Raw genomic sequence first — 22,046 nt, forward strand, 5'->3', positions numbered from 1 at the left:
TTCAGACAGAGTTTATTTTACACTCTCTTTTATTTATCCAATAAAAACTCATATTTATTATGATCATTAATCAATTTCTTTGCAAGAGTAATAATGTCTTCCGTCTCTATAGAATTAACAAATTGTTCTTTTTTTAAAGGATCTACCCAAGGCGTATCGAATCGATAATACTCATATAGTTGTTGTGATATTTCTCGCTGCTGCATACCTCTCCCCTGAGTGCTATACTTTGATTTAATTTGTTTCATTCCAGCATCAATAACATTCTGGGGAATTTTACCATTCTTTATAGAATATAGGATTCTATTACTTTCTTTTCTGACCCGGTTCAGATCCTTAAAATCACAAAATACACTTATGGCTAATTCTAATCTCAATGCTTCGAAATTATATCCACCGGAAGCAGTTAAATCATACAATCCTATCCCATCCTTAAATCTTAAATTCCAAAAATAAGCCTTTGTAATTGCTGCCAATGCTTCGAGTTTAATCCATTCCTCCCAATCTAATCTCTTTTTATCTTTTAAAATTCTTATACTATAAATTCCATTTTTCGATTTATAGTATTTTGGGGTAGGAATTGAAATATAATGTCTTTCAGGATAACTTCTATTTTCATTAAATCTACTCGCTTTCAAATCACCAAAAGTTTGACTTGGTAAATTTCCCAAATATTTTCGAACAAGATTCAGAACAGGATCTAAAGGAAACTCTCCACTAAATATAAAAGTAAATGCCTCAGGCTTACCAAATAATTCTCTATAAGATTGCATTCCATTTTCTAAATTTGTTCCATCAAGACTTTCGAATAATTCAGTTCCCATTAAGTTTTTTCTAGGTTCATCCAAAAACTCATCTATTTTATTACTAAAATCTACAGAGTTTAAAGGGTAAGAAGGTTCTTTATATTTCTTTTCCTCAAGACGTTTCCAATCATTGAAAGCTGCAACATCATATCTTATATTTGAAAAATACAGATAAACTGTCTGCAACATCGTCTCTAAATCATTCAGATCAGATTTTGCTTCTATCCCACTTTCAATGTCTGTGATATATGGAAATGCACCCAAAAAATGATTTGTATTTTCTCTAAAAAAATATTTTAAATCAAATTTATTTATAGTATCTAACCCAGTATGCATTAAAAATTTAGGTGAGTTTAAAGCAGAAACCTGATAATCTTCAGGTAAATGCGATGCGCCAACTCGACGAAATCCATGCATTACAATTTTTTTTTCATCCAAGCCTTTTGTCGGATGGTATGATTTAAAAATAGCCTTGACTCCATTTTCTAACTTGATTTCTAGTGCTCCGCTTTCTCCTATACAACTGCTTATAATAGACGATTTTTTCAGTTTTTGAAGCTTATTTTTATCTAACAAAGCTGTGATTTTGTTTGGGTAACTAAACTTCGGAACAGTATCATTATTAATTATACCCTCAAGCGAAGACCTAATATCATACTCTGAATAGTTTAAGAGCTGGTGACCTTCTGGCGCTACTAGACCAATATCATTTGGCATACTTATCATATATTTATTGAGTAATAAATTTAAGTTCTTCAAGTTCATTTTATTTAACCAATCTAATAACTCATCCTTATATTGAAGGTTAAATTGCTCTTTATATAAAAAGTGATTCTGAATATCATTGACCCAATATTGTGACGTCTTAAAATATGAAGAGTTGAAATTACTGACAAGTTCATTTCTTATATCCTGCCATTCATCTTCAAGTACACCTTTCCTAAGCAATTGATTGAGGATATAAATTGATTTTTCAATACCTTTCCTTCCGGAATCCTCATCACAATTTATATTAAGCTCTAAAAAATTTTCAGGAAAACTTCTGTTATCAGAATTGACGCTATAGGCATAATCAATATTATAGTCGTTAGTTATTGCAGCAAGGCGACTTGATATTACCTTTTCCGCAATATTTGATAATACTCTTTGTTTCCACTTTTCCAGTTGATCCTCTGCTTTCGATTCTCTATTTCTGAAATAAAGATGCCATTGTAGATCATTTTTTGCCAACTCTCTTTTGTTTTCCGGCTTCCTAGCAATACTGACGTATTGATTAGGAAGATTTTTATAAAGAGAATCACATTTATCAAAAGGCAAAGTCCTTTTTGAAGAAGGTAGTTTCGAAAATCCAGAAATAATTATTTCTTCCATTTTATCAAGATCTTCGATATCCCCAACAATACTTACCCCCATCAAATCAGGTTGATACCATTCCTCATAAAATGAACGTAAATCCGTTATCTCAAAAGTTTGCAAATGGTCAAAAAAACCAGTTTTATCATTATAACAAGGAAAAAGACCATTAATCATCCTTTTATTAGCAAAATAATCTTCAGGATTATCCCCATGCCTAGAAAGGAATTCTTGCTGAATACTACTTCTTTCAATATCCACATCATTCTTACTTAAGGTCAATTCAGAAGCTATTTCCTTGAACCAGTGTAATCCCATAGTAAGAGCTTTAGAATTACCTACAGGAATTTTAGCAATATACTTTGTAGAATTCATTCCAGTATAGGCTTTAATATTCGATAATGTTAAACCTGCGTCATTAAAACTTGTACTATTCAAAATCCCTGATCTAAAATTTGTACTTTCCCGAAAAGCTAAATGCTCTATTATATGGGAAAAATCCATTTGATTTCTGGATTCAGCTTTATGTCCAACTTGAACTAAAAAACGAATATCTAAGACTTTACTATCCTGAACTTTTTTCAAATAATAAGTCAGTCCATTAACTAATCTACCTTTTCTAAAGCTTCTCGAATCAAAATAATTACTATCTAAATTCTCCTGAGAAAATAAAGTATTTACTCCACCATTAGTTAGGCTATAAAAAACCAGAAATAATGATAGAAACTTTTTAGCTTGTTTATCTTTCAACTTCATCAATATCCTGGATTCTGGGTTAGCATATTATTTTTCTGACGTTCCTCTTCTGGAATAGGAAACAAAATATCCGTATCTTCCCAGAACTCGTTGCTTTCAGAAAGAACTAAAGACGCAAGATTTTTTCTTTTAAGGTCTAACCATCTATGCCCCCATTCGGTAAATAATTCTTTTTCCCGCTCCTCTAAAACCATCATTAAAAGATCTTCCTGATTCAGATTCGAAATTGATGATCCTAATACAGGGATACCTGCACGTTCCTTAATTCTATTTAAATCCGCAATTCCACCCATAAAATTTCCTTGCATAATCCTGGCTTCAGAACGTATAAGGTATTGCTCTGCCAAACGCATAACCATTGAATATTCAGACACCGGCTCCGTACTATAACGTATTTTATATTTAAAGGAATAATAATCATCTCTGCCAGACTGAAAACCGATCCAATCTTCAAACCTTAAATCTTGTTCATTAAAACCCTGCACAAAACTTTCTCTTAATTGTACAGGTGTAATCGCCGCTATAACCGGATGAAAGACAAAGATCGCTCCTTCATAAGTATGCGTACTGATAGCGCCCCGCCCTAATGGGGATATTTGCCATATAGCCTCATTACTATTCGCTAAAAAGACATTGTTTAATTCGTCAAGCAATTCATAATTACCGGAAGTAATTATTTCGTTGCTATAGGTTTCCGCTTCATCCCAATTTTCAAGAAACAAATGTACTCTGGCTAAAAATGCCATTACTACCGATCGATTAACGTGAGTTCGTTCTCCTCCATTATATTCCAGACTAACTAACGTAAGACTACTCTCCAGATCAGAAAGTATTTGGTCATATATTGAAGATGTAGCAATCCGTTCCATAGTTGCATTATCTTCATAAGAAGTTGACAATATTAAAGGAACATCTCCATATAAATTAATTAAATAGAAGTAGCTAAATGCACGTATAAACAAAGCTTCTCCTTTTATCTGATCAACCACAGAAGGGCTTAAGTTTTCCGAGCCATCAATACCTGCCAAAATCCCATTAACCATGTAAATGATATTATAAGCACTGGACCACAAATAGAAATTACCAGTGTTTTGAGGATTAATTTCGTTAATTTCAAATTCCCGATAGGTTTGGTCATTTACTAAGATAGACTCTATTTCGTGAGCAGATAAACTCGCAAGCATGGTTACACTACTAGTATAACCGCTGCTAAAAGACGATTCTGCCAGTTGGTTGTAAACACCTTGCATAGCACTTTTGGCAGTCTCATCACTACCAAAAACCACATCTGTATTTATGCTATAATCTGGTGAACCAACTTCTAAAAAGTCCTCACAAGAAATTAATACCGAACACCCGAAAAGCATAATAATTATATTTATTTTATTGTATAATTTCATAATTACCTAATTAAAAATTTAATTGAATTCCTCCAGTCACACTACGTAGTTGCGTAAAACCTGTCCCCAGATATGGTGACTCAGGATCCAGACCTTTATAATCAGTAAATGTGTAAAGGTTTTGTCCGTTGATAAAGATATTAGCACTCGTAAATCCAATTTCTTGTATCAATGTATTGGGTAACTTATAAGTTAACGAAGCTGTTTTAAGCCTTAAAAAAGAAGCATCAACTATTGGGAAATTAGAGTTCAAAACATTATTATAAGCGGTTCTTGATGAGGTACTTTGTGAAATGTTTTGATAATCCGTATCATTATCTAAAACATCAGCTCTTTGATTACCAATAAATCCTGTATTAAATAGTCCTAGTGTTCCTTCCTGCTTTACAAAATCAACTAAGAACTGAAAACTAAATTGCTTATATTCGATTTGATTAGTAATACCTCCAAAAAACTGACGTCCACGATCCCAGGCATATTGCCGGTCTTCATAATCATATCTACCGTCTTCATTTACATCTACAAATGTATATTCTCCAGTTGTTGGATCCATTCCTTGGTAACTGTACAGCAAAGCTATGTTAAGCGGTTCTCCTACACGATAGGTATTCGCATAAGAAGATTCTTCTAATCCCGGGTAACTAACTAATTCATTCCTCGGAAAACTAATATTTAAGGAAGTAGTCCAATTAAATTTCTTAGATTGAATATTTAATGTTGACAACTCGATCTCCAAGCCTCTATTTTCAACAGTTGCTGGAAGATTTGCCTGTACAGAATTGAATCCTGTTATAGCAGGTAATGGATAACCTACTAACTGATCCGAAGATCTATTTCGGTACCAACTAATCCCTAAATCAATCCTATTTTTAAAAATGCTAAGCTCCGTGGCTATTTCAAATTTCTTGTTGGTTTCCCAAGAGAAATTAGGATTTGATAATTGTGTTGGGTATAAACCTCCAGGACCAGGTGTAGCTTCATAAGCATCGAGATATCCATAATCCCCTATTTGATCATTACCTGTAGTGCCATAACTACCTCGAAATTTCCAGAAGCTTATAACCGGGAAAAGCTTTTTCATAAAAGCTTCTTCACTAAAAATCCAGGCAGCTCCTATGGCGCCAAAATTCGCGAAACGATTATTAGCTCCAAAACGAGAGGAACCGTCTCTCCTACCAGTAAGATTTAGCAAGTATTTATTATCCCATTGATATCCAATTCTTCCAAAAACAGCATTATACCGGTATTCTGAATTAAAATATGAAACCGAACGTATGTTTTCTGCTGCATTTAGGTTTCCAATTAAAGACTCAGTAACATATCCTTCACCATATAAAGAAATTTGCCGTGTAGTTCGTTCTTGAAAAGTTGCTCCTAACAGAATTGATAGCTCACCTTTTAAAAATTCTGAATTAAAAATTAATTGGGGTTCGAAAATCCATGAATTTCTATTATTCTGTAGATGTCCAGATCTATTTTCGATATTATCCCAATTTTCCGGGTTGTATGATCGCTGTGGCCGTTTAACCAACTCATCTCCATCGTAATTGGTGTACCCCAGATTTGTTTTTAAATTAAGACCATTAAATATTTCATAATCCAGAGATAGATTGGTAATTAAGTTTTTTACTTCTGTATTACTCTTATTAAAAAAGCCTTCATACGGATTACTCCAACTAGATTCTTGCCAATCCTCCCAATTCAGCGTACCATCAGGATTAAATATAGATGGAGCATTAGGTGGTAATTCAAAAGCATAGGTGGTCATATTAAGATAACCTACCAAATCATTTTTATCTATCCCATAGTTCAATGAGAGATTTAAAGAAAGTTTATCATTAAGTGTTTTATGTGAAATTTGAGCCCCGGCAGATATTTTCCGGTAATTATAATCTCCGATAAATACGCTTCCCTGAGCATGATAGCCTCCACTGAGTCTGAAAGTTGTTTGTTTATTACCTCCTGATGAACTGAGAGTAACATCGGTAACCTCTGAAGTACCTCCAAAAAACACATCCTGCCAATCTGTATAGCGATTTGCATCCCAAACCAGCAAATCATAAGCATTTCCTACTGTTGGTTCAACATCATCATTCTCAAAAGCACGTCTACGCACATTTAAATATTCTTCTGTTCCTAATAGATCTACACGATTTGGGACCTCAGAATATCCTGTATAGGCTCTTATTTGAATATTATTCCTTGCCGATATACCTTTTTTTGTTGTGATTAAAACAACACCATTAGCTCCTCTGGATCCATAAATTGCAGTAGCATCCGCATCTTTCAGAATTTCTATGCTTTCTATATTAGATAGATTTAAGGTATTTAATGGATCTATCCCTCCGTTAAATGTCAAATTACTATTACTGTCTACCGGAATAGAATTTATGGGAACACCATCTATAATATATAAGGGGAAGTTCCCTTCTTCTCTTAAACTATTGGTACCACGTATTCGTATAGTAGAAGCGCTTCCTGGAATATTACCATTAGGAATAACCTCTACACCAGCCATACGTCCCTGAAGGGCTTGTAAAGGACTGGTTACCGGCTGTAATTCGATTTCTTCAGCAGTAACTCTGGAAATATTCCCCGTACGCTCACGCTTAGTGGTATTATAATAACCGGCATTAATGATAACCTCATCAAGGGCATCAACAGCCGCATGAAGAGTGATATCACCAGAAAATGTTTCAGTTACTTGAACTATAAATGTTTTAAATCCAATATAGGAGTACACCAGGGTATCCCCTACACTAGCATAAATACTATATTCACCATCGAGGTTGCTCATGGTACCGGTAGATGACCCCGAAACAATTACATTGACCCCGGGAATAGGAACACCTTCCTGATCTTTTACGGTTCCGGATATTTGTTGCTGTTGCAAGCTCGGGTGAGTAGGGGTTGCGGCATGTGCAGCTTTGGACAGGAACAAGAGTATTCCGCCTATAATTATTAGTGCCATGTATATATGGCACGAGTAATTATTTTTCATAATTTTACGTGTGATTTAAATGAAACAATGTTTTATTTAAGCTTAAGCCTTCCCCGTCCAGACGCCAATCTCGCGGGGAAAAGCTTATGCTCAGCTAAATGCAAATTAATCCCCGTCCTAATGATAAAGGAGCAGGGGCATGACGGCTCCCTATAGCCGACATTGTAATACTAACAATGTTCCCAAAGCCCATTTGGAGCTTTCCCAACCCACACTGTAAAAAATAGGGTTAACAGCACCCACGGGATGATATAAATTTTAGCCTGTCCCGCAACAAACTTATAATTAGACAAATATTTGATTCCCAAAACAATAAGCTTTAGGATTGCGAGACTTAAAAATTATAGAAAATCACTTTGAAAATTATGAAGAGACACGCCGGGTTTAAGAAAACAAAAAGGCGTGGAAACTCAGCTTATTGCGCGGGCGGTACTGGTATACCATTGGAACAATAAGAGAGCCCACGCCCCGGGTCGTGAGCATCTTGCTTATTCTCTCGTTCCAATTAAAAATTACCAGTTTTCCAGCACGAGATTCAAAGCGAATGCTTCTAATATTTTTACTTAAAGAAGTTTCGCAAAAATAATTTATTAATCCAAATATACATAATTTTTAAATCATTCTCTATCGAGAATAGATATTTTTTAAATAATAACGTCTTTGTTGGTTAAATAGTTCCATTTTGACCAAGAAAAACGCAAAGTCACCAAGAATACAACAGCAAAAATTAGTTGACACATTAGTTTGCAGGTTCATTGCTGAAAATTTTTTATCTCCACCTCATAACAACGAAGGAAAAGAGATATCTCAAAATGAATATTCAAAGATTATCGATATATCGTCATCAGTTTTATCTAAAATGAAAAATGAGGAAGGTTACCAAATACCTCTGTCTACTATAAATAAAATTTGTGAAAAGGAAAAAATATCACTTTCAGAATTTTTTAAGAAATTTGAAAAAAGATTTCCAGAAGCTATTATAAAGTAAATACAAAGAATATTTAGCATTTCTTAGATTACCATTCATCTTCCGGTTTTCCGTAATTACTTTTGATTTTCTCAAAGTAACGTCACGTAATTCGATAACTTGATAAAAAAAGTGATAGATGACAATAAAATTCATCAATCAAAATTAAGAAGTAATTAAGCAATGGCTTCTAGATCTTTCCCTTAAAAATTTTCATCTTACCTATCCAAAAGCTGAAAAAACTTAAATTCACAATAACTTTAAGTTTTTTTACATATAGATCCCTCTAAAACTTATAAAGCAGCGGAATTAATAGTGTAGCAATAATCCAGAATAGTATATTAAGGAGCGTCCCAACCTTTATAAAATCAAAGAATTTATACTGGCCAGCACTATACACCATAGTATTAGTCTGGTAACCTACCGGTGTCATAAAACTAGCTGAAGCAGCAAACATAATCGCCATTAAAAATGGCATTGGGCTCAGTCCTAAATTAACTGCAGTTGCTATAGCAATTGGTGTAAGTAATGCCGCTGCAGCATTATTGGACATGATCTCGGTTAACATAGAGGTTACTAAGTATAATCCAGAGACAATTGCTATTGGTCCCCAATCGCCTAAAGTTTCAACAAGTGTATTGGCAATCGTTAAATCCAAACCAGTATTACTCATCGCTGTTCCCATACTTAATGCCCCTGCCAACAGAAAAATGATTTTCCAGTTAATAGCCTGATACATTTCTTTCATTGATATTGTTTTCAGCAAAACCAATAGCGTAACACCCGTTATTGCTCCAACCATAATATCAAGGATATTAAATGTTGCTAATAAAACAACTCCTAAAATCACACTTATTACAGTGTAGAATTTTTTCTTATCAAAATCTGTGATTACATCTTCAGATAATACGATAAAAGGAGCATTTTGAGAGCTTCCTTTTTTCCTCAATTCTTTCACATAATGCGTTTTCACTTCAGCCAAAACAACATCTCCTGCTTTCAACTTTACATCATAAAGCTGATCATGCCTAACTTCTTCTCTATGCCTTATAGCCAAAGGAATCGCTCTGTAACGCCTTCTAAAATCCATAGATTTTAGGGTTTTCCCATCTATTTCTGAATTTGCCGTTAAAACCAGCTCTACAATGGTAGAATTTGTACCCTTAAGATCGTCATCTCCAATCTTTATCGAAGTACCAACAACAATTTTAGCCCTATCCTTTAAGGACTTTATTTTTTCAACATCACATCGCACTTTTAAAATATCTGATTTTTCAAGTATAAAATCTCCCGCTGGTAATGTAAACTTTTGATCTCCGCGCCTAATTTCTATGATGTCCATCTCTAGTTCTTTTACCAAACCGGAGTCCATAATCTTCTTTCCAATAGAACCGGAGTCTTCCAGAAGTTCAATTTCAGTTAAATAACCACTCATCTGAAATTTAGCTTTTAGATCTTTATTACTTTTTCGATCCGGTAAGATCTTTACGCCAAAAAATATCATGTACAATATCCCAACAAGCATAAAAATTAATCCAAGCGGAGTCATATCGAACATTGAAATTGGAATACCAGCCTGATCTTCAGAAATACTACTTACAAGAATATTAGTTGAAGTACCAATCAAAGTACAGGTTCCTCCAAAAATAGATGCAAATGAAAGCGGGATTAGCATTTTAGAAGGACTTTGGCCAGAAGAATGCGCTATCTGAATAATTACAGGAATAAAAACGGCCACTACCGGGGTATTATTTATAAAAGCTGAAATACCAGCAATAAGAATCATCATTAAAACGATTCCCATACTAAACCGATGTCTAAAAATGGAGGATAACCGATGTGCCATCACCTGTAAAGCACCGGTTTTAAGCAAGGCTGCACTCAACACAAACATAAAAGCAACCGTCATCGTAGCTTTGTTGCTAAAACCAGCCACGCCTTCCTGTGGAGAAATAACTCCGGTTAAAACCAAAACCAACATAACCGATAAGGCTACTAGGTCAATAGATAAAAGTTCGGTAGCAAAGAGAATAATTGCACCAACTATAACAACTAATGTTATAATGGCCTCGACAGACATATGTTCAAGCTTAGTATTAGTATAAAAAACCAAAGATAAATAAACCAATCCCTGATTAAAACAAAAAAGCCCTCAAAAAATTTGAGGGCTTTTTTTGTTGGCCTACTAGGGCTCGAACCTAGACTCTTCTGGACCAAAACCAGACGTGTTGCCAGTTACACCATAGGCCATTGCTGTAATGCGGATGCAAATTTAAAACAAAGTTTCATTTCCACAAACATTTTTGAAAAAAAATTTAGTTCCCCTATAAAAAAAACCTTGTTCAAAATTAAAATTAACAATAAACTACAACATATCAATATTCTACGTTTTTCGAACCAATTCTTGCATTCAAATAATTACTATAAGTTCTGACAAAAGTTAAGCACCTGCAGCCAGAATTCTACTAAAAATAAAATAGTTTACATTAGCGTTATTAAGGTGTTCAATATTTTTATTACTAAATTCGCCACACAAGATTCAAGAATATAACAAATGACAGAATTCAACTTTAAAAAGTGGAACATTATCACCGGTTGGGTGATCTTCGCCATTGCACTTTTTACTTATAGTTCGACTTTAGAGCCTACCGCTAGTTTTTGGGATGCGGGAGAATACATATCAACTTCAGCAAACCTGGAAGTAGGACATCCCCCAGGAGCGCCACTTTATCAAATGCTAGGTGCATTCTTTTCAACTTTTGCCCCAGATAATTCAAACATCGCTTTAATGGTAAACTTTATGTCTGGTCTGGCCAGTGCATTTGCCATTTTGTTTATGTTTTGGTCGATCTCAATTCTCGTAAGAAAAATTTCGGGTCCTGCTGAAAGTCTGAGTTTTTCAGGAAAACTTGCTGTTTTGGGAAGTGCAGCAGTTGGATCTTTAGCTTTTACTTTTACAGATAGTTTTTGGTTTAGCGCCGTTGAAGCCGAAGTTTACGCAGCAGCAGCCTGCCTCATGTCTATCATGTTTTATCTAGGACTGCTTTGGGAACGCGATATGTTCGAAGCTCGTGGAAACAAATGGCTTATATTAATCTCACTTGTAACAGGACTTACGTTTGGGATTCACTTTATGGGATTACTTACCATCCCGGCAATTGGCTTCCTTTATTTCTTCAAAAACTACCCAAAAGTTACTATTAAAAATTTTATCGTTGCCAATATTGTAGTGGTAGCCGTATTATTATTTATTTTTAAACTATTACTACCTTATACGCTTACATTTTTCTCGGCTTCAGAGGTTTTCTTCACTAATTCGTTAGGAATGCCTTTTAACACTGGGACGATTATAGCTTTTTTAGCTGTTATTGCTATTTTTTACTTCGGAATAAAATGGAGTATTAAAAACAAAAAAACCGAAGTAAACACCCTCCTACACTGTATTCTTTTTATATTAATTGGTTTCTCGTGTTGGATCATGCTGCCCATTAGATCCAATGCCCCTACAGTAATTAATGAAAATAGCCCAGATAACGCTAGAGAATTATTAGCATACTATAATAGGGAACAATACGGTGAAACTCATCTTTTCTTTGGGCCGCAATGGTCTGAAATGTACGCCGGTTTAGATGAAGAAAACCCTTACAGTGATAAAAAACCTAAATACGAAAAAAGTGAAAAATTAGGTAAGTATATTATTGTAAACGACTGGAAGAACACCAAACAAAATTTAGATGACGCTCACAAAACCTTCCTTCCAAGAATGTGGAGTACAGAGCACGCTTCTAATTATATGGATCTTACCGGGCCGCTTCAATTTACGGTTAAACAGGAATATCAGGGCGAAGAACGCTTAATGCAGGCGATCTCTCAATTTAAACAACGCTACTCTAATGGCGAGCTTGATAATAGCGACTATCATAAATTCCTTCAGCAATTTAGTGATTATATCGATGTTGAAAAACCAAGCGCTTCTGCCAATTTCTCTTATTTACTAGAATACCAGATTGGTTATATGTACTGGCGTTATTTTATGTGGAATTTTGTTGGACGCCAGGATGACATTCAGGGAAAATATACAGATTTACACGGAAATTGGTTAAGCGGCATTAAACCAATAGACGAGTGGCATATTGGGCCGCAGGATAACTTGCCAGACGATGTAAAAAATAATCCTGCTAGAAATACCTATTACTTCTTACCCTTCATTTTAGGTTTTATTGGTTTCTTTTTTCATCTAAATCGTGACAAAAAGAACTTTTGGGTGCTTTTAGTTTTCTTCCTGTTTACAGGAATTGCACTAAAAATATACTTAAATGAAAGACCATTCGAACCTCGGGAAAGAGATTATGCTTTAGTAGGATCTTTCTATGTTTTTGCTATGTGGATTGGATTTGGAGTTTATGCGATTTACGATAAATTGAAAAATTATGTCTCTCCAAAACTTGCTGCACCAATTGTAATTATTGCCTCGCTAATTGTACCTGGGATTATGGCTGCTGAAAACTGGGACGATCACGATCGCTCAGACAAGTATTCGGCTTTAGCAATGGCAAAAATGTATTTGGATTCTGTAGAACAAAACGGAATCATATTCACTATTGGAGACAACGATACTTTTGCGCTTTGGTATGCACAACAAATTGAACGATACAGGCTTGATGTTAGAATCATAAACACAAGCTTATTTGCAACCGACTGGTATATCGACCAAATGAAGCGGAAAGCCTTTGATAGTGACCCAATACCATCGCAATTAGAACATGAATTTTATAGCGGTAAAAATGATATCGTGGTGGGTCGCGAGATCACTCAGGACACTCTAAATATCAAACAATGGATGAATTATATTGAAAGTGACGATCCAAGAACAAAACTTGAATATTCTGAGGACGAAACCTTCAACACTTATCCATCTAAACATGTAAGAATTCCAGTAAACAAAGAAACTGTTCTTAAAAACGGAATCGTAGATCCTAGCGAAGCAGATTTAATCGTAGACCATATCGATATCGAAATTGGCTCTAACCTTATCTATAAAAACCGATTATTAATGCTAGACATTATCGCTAACAATAATTGGGAACGCCCAATTTACTTTACAGGCGGTAGCTACGGTGACGACGATTATCTGTGGATGAAGGATTATCTGGAATTAGAAGGTGTTGCCTACAAACTAGTACCTATTAAAACTCCTGTTAACCCAAGAAATCCATTTGATATGGGAAGGGTAAACACAGATAAAATGTACGATATCGTAACCAACTGGGATTGGGGTAATATGGGCGATCCAAATATTTACCATGACCCAGAAACTCGTAAAAACTCGATCACGTACAGGAGCAATCTTGCCCGCTTAGTAGAAAACTTACTTAACGAAGGTGATAAAGAGCGAGCTAAAGAAATCCTGGATCTTGGCATGGAAAATATGCCTGTAGATTATTATGGATATTATACATTATTAGAACCATTTATAGACGGTTACTATAAAGTTGGCGAAGATGAAAAAGCAAGACAACTTTGGAGTAAAGTAGCCGAAAAATATCAGCAAAACCTAGATTGGTATAGCGATTGGGATTTCCAAAGACAACGTCGTTATGCTGAAGAGATCTTTACCGATGTTGAACGCTATCGTGGACTCGTAGATATTCTTGTTAGAAATCAAGACGAGGAAATTGTTAAAGAAAAAGCAGCTGAATTTAATGATTACCTCAAAAAATTCCAGCATTTCTATTCTGAAGAGGAAGGTATCGAGCCAGAAATCTCTCCTGAAGAGCAATTGCGCCAGCAACAACTTCAGCAGGAATTAAACCAGGGGCAGGATGCCCAGGATTCTATTACAATCGATGCTGATCAATAAAATAAAATGGCCTTAAAATATCGAATTTCGATATTTTAAGGCCATATTTTCATGAATCGCTTTATTCTTAAATATCCGTGGATTTTAAAAAAGCTATACCCCAGAAGGCTTTCAAAAATTACTGCGGAAAACACCCTGTTTTTAACTTTTGATGACGGCCCAATTCCTGAAATTACTCCCTGGGTTTTAAATCTGCTTGAAAAACACTCGGCCAAAGCCACATTTTTCTGCATTGGTGATAATGTGCGAAAACATCCTGAAGTTTTTCTGCAAATAAAAGCTAAAGGCCACGCTATTGGCAACCACACCTTCAATCATTTAGATGGTTGGAAGACTTCAACTTCAGATTATATTGAGAATTTCAAAAAAGCAGAAGAAATCATCGAATCTCAGCTTCAACAAAAATTAATTTCCGAAGAAAAATTATTTAGACCGCCCTACGGAAAGATTAAAAATAAACAAGCCGCCAAAATCACCAATCTTGGCTATAGGATCGTAATGTGGGATGTAATTACCGGAGATTATGATAATACTTACAGTGCAGAAAAATGCTTAAAAAATACCCGAAATTTGATAAAATCGGGTAGTATTATTGTTTTTCACGATAGCCTAAAAGCTGAAAAGAATTTAAAATACGTCCTTCCAAAAATATTAGAAGAATATGCGCAAAAAGGCTGGAAATTCGAAGCTTTATTTTAAGCGTATTGCTCTAAAAGCGCAATGATAGATTCGGCATTTTGCTCACCACTTTTACGCCACATCATTTCACCATTTTTATAAATCATAAGCGTTGGCAAACCTTTCACTCTAAGTGCCTCGGCCAATTGCGTGTTCTTATCGACATCGATTTTAATCACTTTAGCCTTATCTCCAACCGCAGAAGCTACATCTCTTAACACCGGATGCATCTTTACGGAAGCTTCATTCCATTCAGTATAAAAATCGATAAGCACTGGTATATTTAAACCTACTATTTCTCCAAATTTTGACATAAAATTGAGCTTTACTCGATATTTGAGGTTTTAAACTTTATTTTTTTTACTGAAGCCAGATCTATAAAAACCCGCTTCTAAACATGTAAAACGCTATATAATCAAATATAGCAAAAATTGTTACTAGGCAGGAGCAGCACCTTTACGTAATTCTATCACACTAATTTCTGGCCACATCCCAACTCTTCCAGGAAAAGCTAGATACCCAAATCCCCTATTTACGTTTATATATCTATTATTCTCCTTATAAATCCCAGCCCAGTTTTTATAACGATACTTTGCCGGACTCCATTTTAAAAAACCGGGAATTTCTATTCCAAATTGCATACCGTGTGTATGCCCACTTAAAGTTAAATGATAAAATTTGTTATGATCCTTTACTTTTTCCTGCCAATGTGAGGGATCATGACTTAAAAGTATTTTAAAATCATGATCAGCAACATTTTTACCCGCTAAATCAAGATCACCTGCTTTTTTAAAGTGACCTCCTCCCCAGTTTTCAACACCAACAATGGCGATTTTTTCACCATTTTTTTCCAAATAGCGATGTTCATTCAGCAACAAATCCCATCCCATCTCGGCATGAGTAGTTTTTAAATCATTTAAATTTTGTTCTTTCTCACTATCACTATTCCAATTTACATAATCTCCATAATCATGATTTCCCAAAATAGAGTAAACACCGTCTTTTGCGCTAATAGTGCTAAAAAGGCTTTTCCAGTCCTTCATCTCTGTAGCCTTATTGTTTACAAGATCTCCTGTAAAAAATACAACATCAGTCTCTTGTTCCTTTAGCAAGTTTACTCCGTAAGCTACTTTTTCATGATTATCGAAACTTCCACTATGCACGTCACTAATCTGGCCAATTCTATATCCATCAAAAGCTTTGGGCAAATCTTCAAAATACAAGGTGTATTTTAGTACTCTAAAATCGTACCTCCCTTTAAACATTCCGTATAAAACCGAAACAAAAGGAATGGCAGCCAAACCAAGTGCAATTTGACTTACAAACTTTCGCCTTCCTGGTGCTTTGTAACCCGTTCCTGAAAAAGCTTTGAAAATCCCGATAAAAAAACGTACAATATCTTCTCCAAACATAAAGATCACCAGCACTAATTTTGCAAGCAAAAAAGCCAGAACAATCCCAAAAGCAAAACCAATAGCACTAAAAAAACCACCTCCAGAAGATTGCCATTGATAAACAAAATTACCAATTACCAAGAGGCTGATTAAAAAATAAACAACAGCAACAAGCCAAGATCGATTAAGACTTCGTAAAGCCTGATAAGCATAAATATCGATAAGTAAATAGAAGGCAATAAACAGCAGCCAGCGCATAGAAAAGTAATTTATTTAGCGAAGGTACTTTTAATCAAATCTTTAATAGGTATTTTTAAAACTAATTTAACGTAATAATCCCCGTAAACACTAGGCCGATCATTATAAAATCATAAAATTAACAGGCATAAAATTGCGAGTTTACGCTTTAAAGTCTACCTTTCCGACAAAATACTCAGCTAAAACCTTATAGCTACGAATCATGAAACGTAGAAATTTTATAAAAAAAGCAGGAATAACGGGGGCTGTGTTAGGAACAACACCTTCAATTTTTGCTAAGGATTTTTCGGTGAATCAAAACACAAAAAAATCTTCACTTCCAATAGCAATTGCCACCTGGAATTTTCACGAAGCTACCAAAAGAGCAGGAGAACTTTTAGACAACGGAACTTCAGCTTTAGATGCCGTTGAACAGGGTGTTATGGTTGAGGAAGCAAACCTTAAAAATACCACTGTTGGAAATGGTGGTGCACCAGATCGTGATGGAAATGTAACTTTAGACGCTTGTATTATGTCTCCAAACGGAAATGCAGGATCTGTGGTTTATCTTAAAAATATTGAACATCCGGTTTCTGTTGCTCGTAAAGTAATGGAAGACACTCCTCATGTAATGCTCGCCGGTGAAGGTGCTTTACAATTTGCCATTCAAAATGGTTTCAAAAAGAAAAATCTACTTACCGAAAATTCTGAAAAAGCCTGGAAAGAATGGCTTAAGGAAAAAGAATACAAGCCAATAATCAATATAGAAAACCACGACACTATTGGTATGCTTTGTATTGATAAAGACGGTGACATCGCAGGAGCTTGTACAACATCTGGCCTTGCTTACAAAATGAACGGTCGTGTTGGAGATTCTCCAATTATTGGCTCGGGATTATTTGTAGATAACGAAGTTGGTGCCGCAGCCGCTACCGGAATGGGTGAAGCCATTATGAAAAGCGTTGGTAGCTTTTTAGTGGTAGAACTTATGAGAAACGGTAAATCCCCTCAGGAAGCCTGTAAAGAAGCTATCGAAAGGATTGTAAAGAAAAACGATAATCACAACGACTTTCAAGCCTGTTTTATTGCTATAAACAAAAATGGCGAAGTTGGTGGTTACAGTATTCACGACGGATTCTCGTACGCAAAATACCAGGACGGAGAAAACAAAAACGTAAAATGTAAAAGTCACCTGTAGTGTACAGGTTCAATATTTATGAGCACAGAAAACAACACTAATAAATCTTACCGCACCGCATTTCTATTCTTAACAATTCTGTTTTTTTTATGGGGGTTTATTACGGTACTTGTAGATTCTTTAATTCCAAGATTAAAAGAAGTATTTACGCTTAGTTATTTTCAGGCAGGGATGGTACAGTTTGCTTTTTTTGGAGCCTTCTTTTTGTTATCTATCCCAGCAGGATATATCCTTTCTAAAATTGGATATAAAAAAGGTATAATTTTAGGACTTAGCACTATGGCTGCTGGATGCTTATTATTCTGGCCAGCAGCATCATATAGAGTTTTTTGGATATTCATGTTAGGTTACTTTGTATTAGCCGGCGGAATCACCATTTTACAGGTTGCCGCGAATCCTTACGTTACCATTTTAGGGCCAGAGCGCTCTGCCTCCAGTAGACTTAATTTATCACAGGCATTTAATTCTTTAGGAACTGCTATTGCACCAGCCATTGGAGCATTGTTTATCTTAAGAGATAAGGTTATGACCACTGCGGAAATTGAAGCTTTATCTGCAGCCGAACAAAAAGCTTATTATATTGCTGAAGCCGGAGCAGTACAAAAACCATTTTTGGGTATTGCTATTTTTATCGCCGTAATTGCACTTGTTTTCGCTTTTGTAAACCTACCAAAGGTTGGTAACACAGCAGCATCTAACGACTATGGAAGGGTTTTAAAAAACAAAAACCTAATGCTGGGAGCCGTGGGATTGTTCTTTTATGTTGGGGCTGAAGTTGCCTTAGGAAGTTATATGGTAAATTACTTCTTAACATTAGAACTTTCAGACATTATAAAATCAACGCCATATTTACGCAATATCGCCCAATGGATTTTAGATACTGGCCTGGAGAATGCAAGTAGCATGGCCGTAGTAGGAGTATTTGTTACTTTTTACTGGACAGGCGCTATGATTGGTAGATTTATTGGTTCGTACTTAACCAAAATCTTTAACCCGGCGGTTGTACTTTGTGCTTTTGCAGCTTTTGCGATTTTAATGGTAAATATTTCTAATCTATCAGTTGGAGTGATCGCAATGTGGACGATTATTGCTGTTGGTTTATTCAACTCGATTATGTTCCCAACCATTTTTAGTTTAGCATTAGATGGTTTAGGAGACGACAAACCACAAGGATCTGGTGTTTTATGTACCATGATTGTTGGAGGGGCTGTTTTACCGCCATCTTTTGGATTTTTAACCGATAGATTTGGATTTAGCGTAGCCTTTATTTTAGTAATGGTTGCTTATGCTTACATTTTCTTCTACGGATTTATAAACCGAAAAAGACAGGTAGAAATTTAAACTGAATAAGATCAATATTGTAAATAAAAACCGTTCATTTTTATGAGCGGTTTTCTTTTTGTGTAACATTATCTTCGTAGTTTTGGGAAGATACACATAAATTTTCCAGAAAATATGGCCGCTCAAAAAAGACTGTTTTTAGTAGATGCTTATGCGTTAATCTTCCGTGGATACTATGCTTTTATAAAAAACCCAAGAATAAACTCCAAAGGTTTTGATACTTCAGCGATCATGGGTTTTATGAATTCGCTTTTCGATGTAATCCGTAGAGAAAAACCAGATCATTTAGCGGTTTGTTTTGATAAAGAAGGTAGCCAGGTAAGAACTGAAATGTTTTCAGATTACAAAGCGAACAGAGATGCTACTCCAGAGCCGATAATGCAGGGAATCCCATATATCCAAAGTATTCTAAAAGCTATGCATATTCCGGTTGTGGAGTTGCCGGGTTGTGAAGCCGATGATATTATTGGAACTCTCGCAAAACAGGCGGAAAAAGAAAATTATCAAGTATACATGGTTACGCCAGATAAGGATTTTGCTCAGTTGGTTTCTGAAAATATTTTTATGTATCGCCCGGCGAGAATGGGAAACGGAATTGAAATTTGGGGTATTCCTGAAGTTCAGAAAAAATTTGAAGTAGAGCGACCAGAGCAGGTAATCGACTTTTTAGGAATGATGGGAGATGCTGTAGATAACATCCCTGGTTTACCCGGAGTTGGAGAAAAAACGGCAAAAAAATTCCTAAAAGAATTTGGCTCTATGGAAGAACTTTTAGCGAATACTGATAAGCTAAAAGGGAAAATGAGAGAAAAAGTAGAAGCTAATGCCGAACAGGGAATTCTTTCGAAAAAATTAGCCCGAATTATTATCGATTGTGATGTAAAATTCCATGCTGAAGATTACGAGCTCTCGATGCCCGATTCAGAAAAAGTTCAGGAACTTTTCGACGAACTCGAATTTAGACGTTTAAAGGATCAATTTATAAAATTATTTAGCGGAGAAGAAGAAACTAATCAAACACAGGTGACCAATTCGCCTTCCGCTAAGAAAAATGCGCAAACTGCAGGTGCAGGTCAATTTTCGTTATTTGGCGGCGGTGACACTTCAGAAAAAATTGAAAGTACCAACAGCCGAAAAACTTTAAAAGATACGCCACATGTCTATCAAAAAGTTGATACCGGTTTAAGCACGCGTTTGTTCATTCAGAAATTAATGAAACAAAAATCGGTTTGTTTTGATACTGAAACGACAAGTTTGAATCCGCTTGAAGCAGAACTTGTAGGTATTGCATTTTCATGGGAAGCTGGTAAAGGCTATTATCTTCCGTTTGAAGAGGATAAAGAAAAGTCACAGCAACTTATCGAATTACTAAGACCATTTTTTGAATCTCCAGAAATTGAAAAAATTGGGCAGAACCTAAAATATGACATTAAAGTTTTAGACAAATATGGTATCCATATCGAAGGGCCTACTTTCGATACAATGATCGCACATTATTTGATCAATCCGGATATGCGCCATAATATGGATGTTTTAGCTGAAACCTACCTTAATTATACTCCGCAACCTATTTCAGAATTGATAGGTAAAAAAGGCAAAAATCAAAAAAGCATGCGCGATGTTCCTTTAGCTGAACAAACCGAATATGCTGCGGAAGATGCCGATATTACTTATCAGCTTAAAGAATTTTTCGAGAAAGAACTGGACGAAGCTAAAACTCGTAAGCTTTTTAACGACATTGAAATGCCGCTGGTTGAAGTCCTAGCAGATATGGAGATCGAAGGAATTAATCTGGATCTGGATTTTCTTAAATCACTTTCTGAAGCTTTAGATCGCGATATTAAAGAATTAGAAGCTAAGATTTATGAAGCTGCCGGCGAAGAATTTAAAATTAGTTCCCCAAAACAACTTGGGATTATTCTTTTTGAAAAATTAGCTTTAGTAAAGAAACCAAAAAAGACCAAGACAGGGCAGTATTCTACCAGTGAGGATGTTCTCTCTTATTTAGCGCCAGAACATGATATTGTTCAACACGTTTTGGATTATCGTGGCTTAGTAAAATTACAAAATACTTATGTTGATGCTTTACCTGGACAGGTTGAAAAAACGGGAAGAGTTCATACAGATTATGTTCAAACCATTGCTGCGACAGGAAGATTAAGTTCTAACAATCCTAACTTACAAAACATCCCAATTCGAACCGAACGCGGAAGACAGGTACGAAAAGCTTTTGTACCAAGAAATGAAGATTATATTTTGTTGGCTGCCGATTATTCTCAAATAGAATTACGTATTATCGCTGCTCTTAGTGAAGAAGAAACGATGATAAAAGCCTTTAAAGATGGTGAAGATATTCACGCTTCAACAGCATCTCAGGTTTTTAATGTTCCTATTGAAGAAGTAACAAGAGAACAACGTAGTAATGCGAAAACAGTAAATTTCGGGATCATATATGGGGTTTCGGCTTTTGGACTTAGCAATCAAACCAGTTTAAGTAGAGCTGAATCTAAAGAATTGATCGATACTTATTATAAAACTTACCCAAAACTTAGCAATTATATTGCAGATCAGGTTTCTTATGCCAGAGAAAACGGCTATGTATCAACTATTTTAGGCAGAAGAAGATATTTAAAAGACATCAACTCTCAGAATGCCGTAGTTAGAGGTGCTGCTGAACGTAATGCCGTAAACGCCCCAATACAGGGAAGTGCTGCAGACATTATAAAAATTGCAATGATCAATATTCACAAAAAACTGGAAGAAGAAAAACTACAAACCAAAATGCTTCTTCAGGTTCATGATGAATTGGTCTTTGATGTTTACAAACCTGAACTAGATAAGGTAAAAGAACTCATAAAATCTGAAATGGAAAACGCCTATCAGCTAAAAGTACCTTTAGATGTAGATTTAGGAGTTGGACAGGATTGGCTTGAAGCACATTAACAGAACTAAGAAAACTACCTCGGGGCAAGCCCTTGAGGCATTCGTTGGAAACAAATTTTTAATTTCGAGGGAAGCCTCGGGGTATTATACCCTTTAGCGGTGCCAATAAAAA

12 protein-coding genes and 1 tRNA gene are annotated in these 22,046 nt (G+C 35.5%); 6 read left to right on the plus strand and 7 right to left on the minus strand.

Annotated elements, in window-relative coordinates; all coding sequences use genetic code 11:
• Nucleotides 1-29 precede the first annotated feature (29 nt).
• The 3 genes from IIF7_RS14045 to IIF7_RS14055 are packed head-to-tail and all read right to left on the minus strand — an operon-like array spanning nt 30 to nt 7,286.
• A complete protein-coding gene (locus tag IIF7_RS14045; protein WP_084842336.1) occupies nt 30-2,915 on the minus strand; it encodes a M16 family metallopeptidase in 2,886 nt (961 codons plus the stop codon).
• Nucleotides 2,915-4,282 carry a RagB/SusD family nutrient uptake outer membrane protein gene (locus tag IIF7_RS14050; RefSeq protein ID WP_245801645.1) on the minus strand — a complete coding sequence of 456 codons (1,368 nt, stop codon included), beginning with the start codon at nt 4,280-4,282 and terminating at the stop codon, nt 2,915-2,917. The genes IIF7_RS14045 and IIF7_RS14050 overlap by 1 nt, the downstream gene beginning before the upstream one ends.
• Nucleotides 4,283-4,325: 43 nt before the next feature.
• Nucleotides 4,326-7,286: a SusC/RagA family TonB-linked outer membrane protein gene (locus IIF7_RS14055; protein WP_139801336.1), complete on the minus strand. Its 2,961-nt coding sequence runs from the start codon at nt 7,284-7,286 to the stop codon at nt 4,326-4,328.
• 712 nt (nt 7,287-7,998) lie between these two features.
• Here IIF7_RS14055 and IIF7_RS14060 point away from each other — a divergent pair.
• Entirely contained in the window at nt 7,999-8,304 is a 306-nt protein-coding gene (locus tag IIF7_RS14060) for a helix-turn-helix domain-containing protein (RefSeq protein ID WP_176218964.1), read from the plus strand.
• Nucleotides 8,305-8,569: 265 nt separating this feature from the next.
• Here IIF7_RS14060 and IIF7_RS14065 read toward each other — a convergent pair whose 3' ends face one another.
• Together IIF7_RS14065 and IIF7_RS14070 are read right to left on the minus strand one after the other, a co-directional pair.
• Entirely contained in the window at nt 8,570-10,363 is a 1,794-nt protein-coding gene (locus tag IIF7_RS14065) for an SLC13 family permease (protein WP_084842470.1), read from the minus strand.
• A gap of 97 nt (nt 10,364-10,460) precedes the next feature.
• Nucleotides 10,461-10,533: transfer RNA gene (locus tag IIF7_RS14070), tRNA-Gln, on the minus strand.
• A gap of 304 nt (nt 10,534-10,837) precedes the next feature.
• Here IIF7_RS14070 and IIF7_RS14075 point away from each other — a divergent pair.
• Together IIF7_RS14075 and IIF7_RS14080 are read left to right on the plus strand one after the other, a co-directional pair.
• Nucleotides 10,838-14,143: a DUF2723 domain-containing protein gene (locus tag IIF7_RS14075; protein WP_084842340.1), complete on the plus strand. Its 3,306-nt coding sequence runs from the start codon at nt 10,838-10,840 to the stop codon at nt 14,141-14,143.
• A gap of 51 nt (nt 14,144-14,194) precedes the next feature.
• The gene (locus tag IIF7_RS14080; RefSeq protein ID WP_084842341.1) at nt 14,195-14,842 is read left to right on the plus strand and encodes a polysaccharide deacetylase family protein; all 648 of its coding nucleotides are present in this window, start codon (nt 14,195-14,197) and stop codon (nt 14,840-14,842) included.
• Here the strand turns inward: IIF7_RS14080 and IIF7_RS14085 are convergent.
• Nucleotides 14,839-15,135: a thioredoxin family protein gene (locus IIF7_RS14085; protein ID WP_084842342.1), complete on the minus strand. Its 297-nt coding sequence runs from the start codon at nt 15,133-15,135 to the stop codon at nt 14,839-14,841. The genes IIF7_RS14080 and IIF7_RS14085 overlap by 4 nt on opposite strands.
• A 123-nt stretch (nt 15,136-15,258) precedes the next feature.
• Nucleotides 15,259-16,473, minus strand: a complete 1,215-nt coding sequence (locus IIF7_RS14090) for a metallophosphoesterase (RefSeq protein ID WP_084842343.1) — start codon at nt 16,471-16,473, stop codon at nt 15,259-15,261.
• 202 nt (nt 16,474-16,675) lie between these two features.
• On the opposite strand from IIF7_RS14090, the gene IIF7_RS14095 reads away from it, so the two are divergent.
• The 3 genes from IIF7_RS14095 (at nt 16,676) to polA (ending at nt 21,934) form a co-directional block, all read left to right on the plus strand.
• Nucleotides 16,676-17,650 (plus strand): isoaspartyl peptidase/L-asparaginase family protein, encoded by a 975-nt coding sequence (locus IIF7_RS14095; protein WP_084842344.1) that lies wholly within the window; start codon nt 16,676-16,678, stop codon nt 17,648-17,650.
• Between the two features lie 18 nt (nt 17,651-17,668).
• On the plus strand, nt 17,669-18,991 hold the full coding sequence (locus tag IIF7_RS14100) for a sugar MFS transporter (RefSeq protein WP_084842345.1): 1,323 nt from the start codon (nt 17,669-17,671) through the stop codon (nt 18,989-18,991).
• A gap of 114 nt (nt 18,992-19,105) precedes the next feature.
• Nucleotides 19,106-21,934, plus strand: a complete 2,829-nt coding sequence (gene polA / locus IIF7_RS14105; RefSeq protein WP_084842346.1) for a DNA polymerase I — start codon at nt 19,106-19,108, stop codon at nt 21,932-21,934.
• The last annotated feature ends 112 nt before the right edge of the window (nt 21,935-22,046 follow it).

Origin of the sequence: Zunongwangia atlantica 22II14-10F7 (assembly GCF_002094855.1) — a bacterium.
Lineage (GTDB): Bacteria > Bacteroidota > Bacteroidia > Flavobacteriales > Flavobacteriaceae > Zunongwangia > Zunongwangia atlantica.

What these genes read in the sequence shown, in the direction of transcription:
- IIF7_RS14050 (WP_245801645.1), bottom strand. Translation starts at nt 4,282, where the DNA reads ATGCTTTTCGGGTGTTCGGTATTAATTTCTTGTGAGGACTTTTTAGAA.
- IIF7_RS14090 (WP_084842343.1), bottom strand. Translation starts at nt 16,473, where the DNA reads ATGCGCTGGCTGCTGTTTATTGCCTTCTATTTACTTATCGATATTTAT.
- IIF7_RS14100 (WP_084842345.1), top strand. Translation starts at nt 17,669, where the DNA reads ATGAGCACAGAAAACAACACTAATAAATCTTACCGCACCGCATTTCTA.
- IIF7_RS14095 (WP_084842344.1), top strand. Translation starts at nt 16,676, where the DNA reads ATGAAACGTAGAAATTTTATAAAAAAAGCAGGAATAACGGGGGCTGTG.
- IIF7_RS14045 (WP_084842336.1), bottom strand. Translation starts at nt 2,915, where the DNA reads ATGAAGTTGAAAGATAAACAAGCTAAAAAGTTTCTATCATTATTTCTG.
- IIF7_RS14075 (WP_084842340.1), top strand. Translation starts at nt 10,838, where the DNA reads ATGACAGAATTCAACTTTAAAAAGTGGAACATTATCACCGGTTGGGTG.
- IIF7_RS14055 (WP_139801336.1), bottom strand. Translation starts at nt 7,286, where the DNA reads ATGGCACTAATAATTATAGGCGGAATACTCTTGTTCCTGTCCAAAGCT.
- IIF7_RS14080 (WP_084842341.1), top strand. Translation starts at nt 14,195, where the DNA reads ATGAATCGCTTTATTCTTAAATATCCGTGGATTTTAAAAAAGCTATAC.
- IIF7_RS14085 (WP_084842342.1), bottom strand. Translation starts at nt 15,135, where the DNA reads ATGTCAAAATTTGGAGAAATAGTAGGTTTAAATATACCAGTGCTTATC.
- polA (WP_084842346.1), top strand. Translation starts at nt 19,106, where the DNA reads ATGGCCGCTCAAAAAAGACTGTTTTTAGTAGATGCTTATGCGTTAATC.
- IIF7_RS14065 (WP_084842470.1), bottom strand. Translation starts at nt 10,363, where the DNA reads ATGTCTGTCGAGGCCATTATAACATTAGTTGTTATAGTTGGTGCAATT.